The 10560-nt window shown below is 59.0% G+C and carries 9 protein-coding genes and 1 pseudogene; 5 read left to right on the forward strand and 5 right to left on the reverse strand.

Annotated elements, in window-relative coordinates:
- The 4 genes and pseudogenes from NW838_RS01845 to NW838_RS01860 all read left to right on the forward strand — a co-directional run.
- A pseudogene (locus NW838_RS01845) lies at positions 1–556 on the forward strand (RNA-guided endonuclease InsQ/TnpB family protein); the annotation flags it as partial.
- 244 nt (positions 557–800) lie between these two features.
- Positions 801–1754, forward strand: a complete 954-nt coding sequence (gene era / locus NW838_RS01850; RefSeq protein WP_414357043.1) for a GTPase Era — start codon at positions 801–803, stop codon at positions 1752–1754.
- A 237-nt stretch (positions 1755–1991) separates the two neighbouring features.
- Positions 1992–3122 (forward strand): aromatic ring-hydroxylating oxygenase subunit alpha, encoded by a 1131-nt coding sequence (locus tag NW838_RS01855; RefSeq protein ID WP_414427391.1) that lies wholly within the window; start codon positions 1992–1994, stop codon positions 3120–3122.
- A gap of 98 nt (positions 3123–3220) precedes the next feature.
- The gene (locus NW838_RS01860; RefSeq protein WP_011432893.1) at positions 3221–3823 is read left to right on the forward strand and encodes a glutathione S-transferase family protein; all 603 of its coding nucleotides are present in this window, start codon (positions 3221–3223) and stop codon (positions 3821–3823) included.
- Positions 3824–3834: 11 nt separating this feature from the next.
- On the opposite strand, the gene NW838_RS01865 is transcribed toward NW838_RS01860, so the two are convergent.
- The 3 genes from NW838_RS01865 to der all read right to left on the reverse strand — a co-directional run bounded on the left by NW838_RS01865 (position 3835) and on the right by der (position 7047).
- The gene (locus NW838_RS01865; RefSeq protein ID WP_414356312.1) at positions 3835–5091 is read right to left on the reverse strand and encodes a BMP family lipoprotein; all 1257 of its coding nucleotides are present in this window, start codon (positions 5089–5091) and stop codon (positions 3835–3837) included.
- 88 nt (positions 5092–5179) lie between these two features.
- Positions 5180–5644, reverse strand: a complete 465-nt coding sequence (gene smpB / locus NW838_RS01870; protein WP_011432891.1) for an SsrA-binding protein SmpB — start codon at positions 5642–5644, stop codon at positions 5180–5182.
- A 23-nt stretch (positions 5645–5667) separates the two neighbouring features.
- Entirely contained in the window at positions 5668–7047 is a 1380-nt protein-coding gene (der, locus tag NW838_RS01875) for a ribosome biogenesis GTPase Der (protein ID WP_414356313.1), read from the reverse strand.
- Between the two features lie 160 nt (positions 7048–7207).
- Here der and NW838_RS01880 point away from each other — a divergent pair, with 160 nt between their 5' ends.
- On the forward strand, positions 7208–8404 hold the full coding sequence (locus NW838_RS01880) for an aspartate aminotransferase (RefSeq protein WP_414356314.1): 1197 nt from the start codon (positions 7208–7210) through the stop codon (positions 8402–8404).
- Positions 8405–8407: 3 nt separating this feature from the next.
- Here the strand turns inward: NW838_RS01880 and NW838_RS01885 are convergent, their stop codons facing one another.
- On the reverse strand, positions 8408–9616 hold the full coding sequence (locus tag NW838_RS01885; protein ID WP_414427392.1) for a Coenzyme F420 hydrogenase/dehydrogenase, beta subunit C-terminal domain: 1209 nt from the start codon (positions 9614–9616) through the stop codon (positions 8408–8410).
- A 5-nt stretch (positions 9617–9621) separates the two neighbouring features.
- Positions 9622–10395 carry a molybdopterin-dependent oxidoreductase gene (locus NW838_RS01890; protein ID WP_414356317.1) on the reverse strand — a complete coding sequence of 258 codons (774 nt, stop codon included), beginning with the start codon at positions 10393–10395 and terminating at the stop codon, positions 9622–9624.
- Positions 10396–10560: the final 165 nt, after the last annotated feature.

Below are 10560 nucleotides of genomic sequence, written 5' to 3' on the forward strand. Positions count from 1 at the left end.
GGGGAATGCTGGCTGGCTCTAACCCCAAATCGGCCACCCTAGTCCAGCGGAAGGATGGCTCCTACTACATCCAGATTTGCGTAGAGAAAAAACCACCCAAGCAACAAGATACCGACAAGGTGATCGGGGTGGACTTGGGAAGGACAGATATTGCCCATACGTCAGAGGGGGACAACTGGAATGGACAGCAGTTGAACAGAGTCCGAGACCACTACTCCCGGTTGAGGGCGGTACTCCAACGCAAAGCCAGTAAGGGCACACGCAGTTCGCGGCGCAGATGCAGAGAACTGCTGCAACAGCTGTCTGGCAAGGAGAACTGAGACAGTTTCTAGAGTACAAGGCTCTGCGTGCAGGGGTTTCTCTGATTCTTGTTCCGCCTGCCTATACATCCCAAACTTGCCACCGGTGTCTGCACATCCATCCCGACCCTGCGCGATCCTATCGCAGTGGGAAGAAGTTTAAGTGTGAGCATTGTGGATGGGAAGGGGATGCGGACTTGAATGGGGCAAATATGATTGCACTTTTGGGGGCTGCTGTAAACCAGCCCAGAGGCTAAGCCTACGGCTTGCTTCGCGAACGTGATTGGCTTGCCAACTACAGGGCTACCGAAAGCTCGCTCTCTATATGTCAGCATGAGTGCGGGTGGTTTACTGAAGGCTATGGCAGAAGAAGAGCTACAAGAGCAAAGCGTCGGATCTTCCCACTCTCCTCCAGACGGTAGGGATCCCTCCCCTGAAGGACAAAGATCCGTTCACGCCGCTCGGACGGAGTCCTCGGCTTCTGAAGCACAAGCGGAATCGGTGCCCGATCCTATCAGCAGCGGGGGCGGGGAACTGTCTGCCATCCCGGTTGCCCCGCCGGGGTTTAAGTCGGGATTTGCAGCGCTGATCGGGCGGCCCAATGTGGGCAAATCCACCCTGCTCAATGCCCTGGTGGGACAAAAGGTCGCCATCACTTCTCCCGTGGCCCAGACCACCCGCAACCGCCTACAGGGGATCCTCTCTCTGCCGGAAGCCCAGATCATCTGGGTGGATACCCCTGGCATTCACAAGCCCCACCACCGCCTGGGGGAAATTTTGGTACACAACGCCCAGGCAGCCATTGCCGCTGTGGACGTGATCCTCTTCGTGGTGGATGGATCGGTGCCGGCAGGACGCGGGGATGCTTTTATTGCCGAGCGGATCCCTGCTGCTTCCCCCTGCCTGATCGTCTGCAACAAAGCGGATCTGCTGCCTCGGGATGTTGCCGTGCGCCAAGCTCACCAGGAGAGCTACCAAGCCCTACGCCCCGGCGCGCCCGTGGTTTGGGTGTCTGCCCTGGATCCCAGCCGTTTGACGCCTCTGATCCAGGCCACCATCGACCTGCTGCCCACCGGCCCCTACTACTACCCACCGGATTTGGTGACGGATCAGCCGGAGCGGTTCATCATGGCGGAGCTGATCCGAGAACAGGTGCTGCTGCAGACCCGCGAGGAAGTGCCCCATTCCGTGGCCGTGACCATCGACCAGGTGGAAGAAACCCCCAACGTCACCCGCATCCTGGCCACCCTCTATGTGGAGCGGGACTCCCAAAAGGGGATCCTCATCGGCAAAGGGGGGGAAAGGCTCAAGCAGATCGGCCAGGCAGCCCGCCTGCAGATTCAAAAGCTGATCCTGGGCAAGGTGTACCTGGAGCTGTTTGTCAAGGTGCGGCCCCACTGGCGGCGCTCTGAGCACCTTCTGCGCGACTTGGGCTATAGCGCTACGTCCCCCTAGCGGGAATAAGCCATTTGCGTCAGCAGGACGGAGTTCTTATGCCCCCCTCTCCCCTTGTGGGTAGGAGACTGGGGTATTTGCGCGAGCAGCACAGCGTGCTTGGGGGGAATGCTTCAAAAATGCCTTAAAAATGCCTTGGATCTGCTTGGAATAGATGCCGGATGGGATCCCTGCGTTAGCTTGGATAGCAAAGCCTTTGGAGTCCCACAGCAGTTTTTCTTATCGCTGCTTTGCCCCATGACCGCTTTCTATCCCGCTACGGTTCAACCCGGCGCCCGCACCCTGCCTGGCCACTACTATGTTTCTTCCAGCCGCTTTGAGGCGGAGATTGAGCAGATTTTTTATCGGCAGTGGTTCTGCGTGGGGCGCAGTGCCGATCTGGCCCAACCCGGAGACTTTTTGCAGGTGCAGGTGCTCAGGGAAAGCCTGATCCTGGTACGGGATCCCAAGGGGCAAGCCCATGCCTTCTTCAACCACTGTCGCCATCGAGGAACCCGACTCTGCAGTGAGCCCCAAGGCCATTTTGCCGATGGGATCCTTTGCCCCTACCACGCCTGGCGCTATGGGCTGGACGGGCAATTGTTGGCAGCTCCCCAGATGCACGAGGTGGAAGACTTTCGCCGTGAAGATTATCCCCTCCACTCCGCTGCCTTGGCAGAATGGGAAGGCTTCGTCTGGGTCAACCTCAGCCGCAATCCTCAGCCCTTCGATGAGGTTTTTGCCCCATTGCAAGGTCGTTTCCGAGAGTGGAACCTGTCCGCTCTGCGGCGAGGCCATCGTATTGAATACCACGTTCAAGCCAATTGGAAATTGCTGTTTGAAAACTACTCTGAGTGCTACCACTGCCCGCTCATTCACCCAGAATTGGCCCGCCTTTCGCCGGCTCGCAGTGGTCGCAACGACTTGATGGAAGGCCCCTTTTTGGGCGGCTACATGTTGCTCAATCCAGATGTGACCAGCCTAAACATGAGTGGCCAACGCAGCTTGCCCCTGATCTCCACCGTGCGCGGAGAAAACCAACGGCGAGCCTACTACTACACCCTTATGCCCAATCTATTCTTGAGCCTGCAGCCGGACTATGTCATGACCCACACTCTGTGGCCCCAGGGATCCGACCGGACGCGGGTTGTCTGCGATTGGCTGTTTGAGCCGGAGACCTTGGCGCTGGATGGTTTTGATCCCAGCGAGGTGGTGGAATTGTGGGATCGCACCAATCGACAGGATTGGCACCTGTGCGAGCTCACCCAGCAAGGGGTGGGATCCCGTGCCTATGAAGCAGGGCCTCTTTCCCATGCAGAAGGGTTGCTGCAAGCCTTTGGGCGGGAATACCGCCGGCAGATGCAGGAGTTGGAAGAACAAAGCTGCTAAAAAAGTGTTAGGGACAGAGGGTTTTTGTTGATTGGGTTGCCGTTGGCGTTGTTAGGACGAAGTTCTTTGTAAGGTGCTTTGGGCTGAGGTTAACCACAATGTTGCGACTGTACGGGATCCCAACCTCCGGAAATTGCTACAAAGTGGAATTGCTCCTCAAGCAATTGGGGATCCCCTATGAGACGGTTGAAGTCAACTCCAGGGCCGGAGAAAACCGCCGCCCCGAGTACCTGGCCAAAAACCCCCTGGGCCAGATCCCGGCTTTGGAACTGGAAGATGGAACGGTCTTGGCCGAGTCCGCCGCGATCTTGGTCTACCTGGCAGAAGACACCCCCCTCTACGGCCAAAACAAGTTGGAACGGGCCGAGATTTTGAAGTGGTTGCTTTTTGAACAAACCCGCATTGCCCGCTACATCGCCACCACTCGCTTCTGGGTGCGGGCCGGCCAAGCAGAGGCCCATGCTGACGTGATCGCCCAGAACTTGAAATCTGGAACAGAGGCCTTGGAGATCATGGAAGGCCACCTGCAGGGGAAAGCATTTTTTGTGGGCAACCGCTACACCATCGCCGATCTCGCCCTTTTCACCTACACCCATGTGGCGGAGCAGGGCGGGTTTGACCTCAAGCCCTTTCCTCAGATCCGAGCCTGGTGTCAGCGGGTGAAAGCCACCGACCGCTTCTTCCCCCTCCCCGGAGCCTAGAACGCCTTCCGCTAGTTGCTGGCTCCCTCCATGCCCTCTAGCAACTGGCCCAGATACCAAATCTCGACCTCGCTGGCCACATCTCCCTCAGCCAAGAAGGGCGTGCCATCTTGAAAGTTGAGCGGCCCCTTGAAGAGCTGAATGCTGCCATTCCCCAAGCCGGCGATGAACTCCTCCAACTTAGCCCTATCTTCTGGCTCCAGGGCTTCTCCCATGATGAACCCTGCCGAAGACGTGTCCGGGTTGTTGATATCCGACCAGTCGATGGGCGGACGCAGGAATTGGCTCTCGAAGGTGCCCGCGCGAGCTGCCTCGATCAATTGCTTGTATCCTGGCCCCCAGTTGTAGTAGGAAACCCCCAGGCAAATTTCGGGCGCAAAGTTACAACCGCTGGCCAGGCCGTAGTGGGTGTAGCGCACTCGCTTTCCGGCCTCAGCAGCCCGCTTGCCTTGTACCGCCGCCTCCGGCGTATCCAACCCCGACATCACCACATCAAAGCCGCCGTTGTAAAAGTCATCGGCAACCTTGCTTGGATCCAAAGTAACCCCTGGAATGTTGAACCAGAAGCCAATCCAGGTCACCCGGAACTGCAACTCTTCAGGACGATCTCGGTAAGTTTCCCAGCAGTATTTGGCTCCCAAGTAGGCGGCAGCAGCGTAACGGCGGGTTTCATCGTTGATCAGAGGTCCCAACAGGCCAATTTTGCCGGTTTCGGAGCCCAGGGCTGCAGCACAGCCAGCCACCATGCGCATCGCTTCCATCTGGGGCATGATGTTGGCCAAGTTGGGCAGATCGATGTAATTTTTCCCTTCCTTCCAGGCCATGTCCCCAGAAGCATGGATAACCGCAATCTCGGGATGCTTGCGGGCCGTTTCAATCGCGTCGTCTTTGTGGTCATCGGAAGTAAAGATGATAACCTTCGCACCTCGGGCGATCATGTCATCCGCCACCTGGGAGGCGCGCACATTGGGCCGATCCGCCGGGTTCACCTTATCCAGGTAATCAAACTCGACACCGGGCAACTTGGCCTTGACGTATTCGCTGCCCTCCACATGCGCCTGGCTCCAGCCGCCATCCTGCATCGGCCCCACCAGCACCATGCCCACTTTGAAGGTCTCCTGCGCCGTTGTGGGGGTGGATCCCAGTAGAGCGGCGACTGCCAGGCCAATAGCCCAGCCTCTCGAGGGAGAAAAAGCGCGGGTAAGATTCCAGTTCACAGGCAGCTCCAACAGAACAGGGATCCAAAGCCGGAAGACTACATCCATCATCGGGATCCCGCTGCAGATCGCTGTATCTGAGAATACAAAAAGGCGCTTGGCAAACGACGTGGAAGCCAGCAGGGGCTCAGGGAGAAATTTATCGTTCCTTCAGTTCCCGCTGAATCTCCCGCTGGGTTTGCCGCTCTTTGATTGCCTGCCGCTTGTCGTGGAGCTTTTTGCCGCGGGCCACGCCCAGATGGGCTTTGATCCAGCCGCGGTTGAGCACCAGCTTGAGGGGAACCACGGTCAGGCCCTTTTGTTCCACCAAGCCCCGTAGGCGGTCGATCTCACGCCGGTGCAGCAGCAGCTTACGGCGGCGGGTAGGGTCGTGGTTAAACACTTTGCTGGCGGTGTCATGGGGGGAGATGTGCAGATTGTGCAGCCATGCTTCCCCATCCCGAAAGAGGGCAAAAGCGTCTTGCAGGTTGGCTTTGCCCGCTCGTATCGATTTCACCTCTGTGCCGGTCAGTTGGATCCCGGCCTCATAGGTCTCCAAGATGTCGTACTCGAAGCGGGCGCGACGGTTGTCAACCAGGGTTTTGACGTTGGGATCCACAGCCATAGGCTTTCAGTAGACCAGAGGGCCTAACGAGAGGTCAGGGATCTCTCCAATTTTCGCACCGCCCGCCCAACCAAGCGCTCGGATTTGCCGCGCCAGAGAAAGCGAATGGGGGTACCGGTAAAGTCCAGGTTTTGCCGGAAGTGCTTTTCCAGGAAGCGGCGGTAGTTATCCTTAAACAAATCGGGATCGTTGACAAACAGAACAAAGGTGGGGGGCCGATCCGCCACCTGGGTGCCGTAGTAAATTCTGCCCTGCTTGCCCTGGCGGTTGGTGGGGGGCGATTGCCAGGCAAGAGCATCCTGGAGCACTTCGTTGACCACAGCGGTGGGAACCCGTTTGCGGTGGGCGGCCACCACGGTATTCACCTGCTCAAAGATTTTGTGGGTGCGTTGCCCGGTGAGGGCGCTGACAAACAGGAGCGGCGCCCATTCGATAAAGTAAAGCCTGTCGCGAATCTCGCGGGTGAACTCGTTGATGGTGTGGGTATCTTTGTTTTCTACTGCATCCCACTTGTTGACGACGACAACGCAGGCGCGGCCCTCTTCTTCGATGCGCCCGGCCAGCCTCTGATCCTGTTCGGTAACCCCCTCCAAAGCATCGATCACCAGCAGCACTGCATCCGAGCGCTGGATGGCCTTGAAGGCCCGGTTGATGCTGAAGAACTCAATGCCGTACTGCACGCGGTTTTTTTTGCGGATGCCGGCGGTATCGATGAGGCGATAGGGCTGCCCTTCCCAGGTGACCACGGTGTCGATGGCATCGCGGGTGGTGCCGGAAATGGGGCTGACGATGGCCCGCTCGGATCCTACCAGGCGGTTAAGCAGGCTGGATTTGCCGACGTTGGGCCGTCCCACAATCGAGACGGCAATGGGATCCGGCTCACCCACCGTTTCTTCGGTCACTTCGGGCAAGTGAGCCAGCACCGCCTCCAACAGCTCGGCTACCCCATTGCCATGGATGCCGGAACAGGGGATCGGATCCCCCAGCCCCAGCTCCCAAAAGGCTGCTGCCTGAGCCAGGCCCATCTGCCCCGACTCGCACTTGTTTACGGCCACCACCACCGGCAGGGGTTGTTTGCGCAGCCAATCGGCCACTTCTACATCGGCGGGTGTCAGTCCCTCTCGGCCATCCACCACGAAGATCACGGCCTGCGCCTCGGCCATGGCTGCCATCGCTTGCTGGCGAATGTGGGGCAGAAATTCGCTGTCGTCGCCAAAAACCAGGCCGCCGGTGTCCACCACCCGCAAGCGGCGCCCGTTCCACTCCACCTCCTGGTACAGGCGATCCCGGGTCACCCCAGGCTCATCGTGCACAATGGCCGAACGCACCCCCGCCATGCGGTTGACGAGGGTGGATTTGCCCACGTTGGGGCGGCCCACAATGGCCACAAGAGGTAGGGGCACTGTTGGCTCGTCGATAACTTGGGATATCTATCCTAGCTGTTCGGGATCCCGGATGCCCAAAGCCGCCAATCTCGATCATTGCTTTGGATGCAGGTCTGGCGGTAAGTTAGGTACCTATCCTCCCATCAGGCACCGGCTGTGCCCCTTCCCCATTCTTGCCATGAACCGCGCTCTCGTTCCCGCCCAGCGGCTGAACAAGCTGCCCGCCTATGTCTTCGCCCGCTTGGATGAGCTGAAGGCCCGCGCCCGCCAGCAGGGGTTGGATTTGATCGATCTGGGCATGGGCAACCCCGATGGTCCCACCCCACAGCCGGTGGTGAAGGCGGCGCAGGCGGCCATTGCGGATCCCGCCCACCACGGCTACCCGCCCTTTGAGGGCACGGCCAGCTTCCGCCAGGCGATCACGGATTGGTACTGGCGCCGCTACGGGGTGGAGCTGGATCCCAATGGAGAGGCGCTGCCTTTGCTGGGATCCAAAGAGGGGCTGACCCACCTGGCTCTGGCCTATGTGGATCCCGGAGATCTGGTGTTGGTGCCCAGCCCTGCCTATCCAGCCCATTTTCGCGGCCCCATGATTGCCGGCGGGCAGATCTACCCGATGATGCTGCGCCCGCAGAAGGGGTGGTTGATCGATCTGCAAGAAATACCGCCGGAAGTGGCCCAGCAAGCGCGGGTGCTCTACTTTAACTACCCCAACAACCCGACGGCGGCAGTTGCGCCCCGCTCTTTTTTTGAGGAGGTGGTGGAGTTTGCCCGCCGCTACGATCTCATCCTGGTGCACGACCTGTGCTATGCCGAGTTGGCTTTTGACGGCTACCGGCCCACCAGCCTGCTGCAGATCCCAGGGGCCAAGGACTTGGCAGTGGAGTTCCACACCCTCTCCAAAACCTACAACATGGCCGGCTGGCGGGTGGGATTTGTGGTGGGCAATCGCCAGATCATCCAGAGCTTGCGCACCCTGAAAACCAATCTCGACTACGGCATTTTTGCCGCCATCCAAAAGGCCGCCGAAACTGCCCTGCGCCTGCCGGATAGCTACCTGGAGCAGGTACAAGAGCGCTACCGCCGCCGGCGCGACTATCTGATCGGCCGCCTAGCGGAGTTGGGCTGGCGGATCGAGCCGCCACGGGCGACGATGTATCTCTGGATCCCTACCCCCCGCGCTGCCGACGGCACCCCTGAGGGATCGACGGAGTTTGCCCTGCGGGTGCTGGAATCTACAGGCGTGGTCGTAACCCCCGGCAGCGCTTTTGGAGAGGGAGGAGAGGGCTACGTGCGGATTAGCCTAATTGCCGATTGCGAGCGCATAGGTCAGGCTATCGATCGCTGGGCGGAAGCTGGGATCCGCTACTGCTGAGCCTCAGTCTTGCGGGAGTTGGTACTGCTCCACAATCCGCCGGGCAAAGGGGGGCACGTGCTGCTCCAACTTCTGGGGATAGTGGCGGCGCACATAGAGGTAGTTGCGGGTGAAGTGGGAATCGATGGAGAAGCGGGCATATTCCAGGCCGCGCGGCCCAAAGCGCTGGATTGCCGCCCCCAAGAGGCGAGCCAGCCACATTGGCAAACTCAGGGCTTGGTCGTAGGCAGGGATCCCCTGCTGCACTGCCGCCCTCCGGGATCCCTGCGAGATCACCGGTTGGGTTTCCAGCTCCTCCCAGACTAAGTCCAACAGCTCTTGCCCCCGCTGATTGCGCACCAGCAGCCACTGCCAGCCCAAGGGGGATCCCATGTAGCCCACCACCAGATCTGCCAGAGCATTCACATAGTCAAAACAACTGAGGCAGGAGGGGGCAAACACGTCCTTGAGTTCTTTGGTCTTGAGGCCGAAGAAGGGCACCTTTTCCACCGAGCCATCTTCGTGTTTGAAGTGGATGTGGAAGTCTTGCATAAACTCGTAGTGCACCACCGTCTGTGGGGAGCGGCTGGTGGTTTCTAGAAACTTTTGCAGCCCGGCACGGCTGACATTGTCCACACAGGGCGTGCCCAACACGTACAGCTTCTCCAGGCCCAGTTTTTTTTCCACCGCCCGCAAAGCTTGGATTTGGCAGCCCACCCCGATCACCAATAGGCGTTTGAGGCCACTTTGCTCCACTTGCTCCAGCACCGACAAATTGGGGGACAGGGTTGGTTTATTGACCCGCGCCGCCAAGACCGCTTCGGGGGTACGTGCCAAGATGGGCCGGGGCTGAAAGCGATCCCGCTCATCCGCCTGCACGCACACCACCCCTTCCACCAAGCCGCTGGTGAGGGCCTTCATGCCAATGCTGCTGACGATGCCCGTCCACTGGGCACCAGGGATCGGATCCCGTTTGCGGGCCGTAAACATTGCCTCGTAGACACCGAAGTAATCGGTATCGGTGACGGCGAGGGATCCTGAGCGCAGCGATTCCCGGGATCGCCCGTGGGTCTGTTCTTCCAACTGGGTCAGTTGCTGGTCCAAGAAGGCACAGGCTTCTTTGACGTGGGCCACGTAGCGGGTATCGCAGAGGCCGCACTGGCTGCACAGCTCTTTGGCCGGATAGCGGCCGGAACGGATGGGCCGGGCTGGACGCGGTGAACGGGATCCCATGATTTCTAGTGTTTGCGTAAGCGGAATGGAGTCCAATGGATCTTTTGAGCTTTGCTATTTAAGCTTTCTTTGAGATCTAAAGACACAGGCACCTCAGGCGTTCGCAGCAACGGCAACCAAGGTGCTCTCTTCAGTTTGCGGCCAAAACGGCAGATAGCGGCAAAGAACTTCGAGGGATCCCTGCTAAAGGAGCGCAAAATTTCAGAGCCTCTATAGATTGCTGTAGCGTTCTTCGGCCCAGGGTTCACCGCCCATGTAGTAGCCGTTGCTCCCCCAAAAGCCCAGCTGATCTTAGGGGGGAAACTCCAGGCATATGGGTGAGGGATCAAAGTGCGCACCGGCCCTACCGGGAGCGGTTGTCCTTCCAGGGTATGAACCAGGTAGTTTTCGGGGCGGATGAACTCCTCCAGAGTCAGGTTGGTGGTGTAGCCACCATAACAGCGTTGCATCACCGCCTTGGCCTCAGGAGCGATGGATACTGCCTGCAACACGTCCGGGATCCGCACCCCTGTCCAAGTCACATCCAACTTTGACCAGCGGGTAACACAATGAAAATCGGCGGTGAACGTATGTTGGGGCAAGGCCAGCAGATCCTCCCAGGTGAGCACTACTTCTTTTTCCACGGATCCCCAAATGCGCAGCCGCCATTCTTCTGGCCGGATCACCGGCGTATCGCCGTAGGTGAGCACCGGAAAGCCCCGCGCCAAATGCTGCCCAGGGGGTAGCCGACCCGACAAGGGATCCTCTCCTGCCAATTTTTGAAAAAACTTACCCACCATGGTTATTCTGCTCTGCAAGCGCTGCTACCACCCTATCTCCAATCGGGCTGAGGAGAGAGAGTTCCTGAGCCGCTAAGCAAGAGGACTCCGAAAAAGGAGAGGAATCATAGCGGTTTTTTGCCCAGACCACTTTCTATCGCCCAGCGGGCCAGTTCTGTGCGGTTG

Source organism: Synechococcus sp. R55.2 (assembly GCF_047462075.1).
Taxonomy (GTDB): domain Bacteria; phylum Cyanobacteriota; class Cyanobacteriia; order Thermostichales; family Thermostichaceae; genus Thermostichus.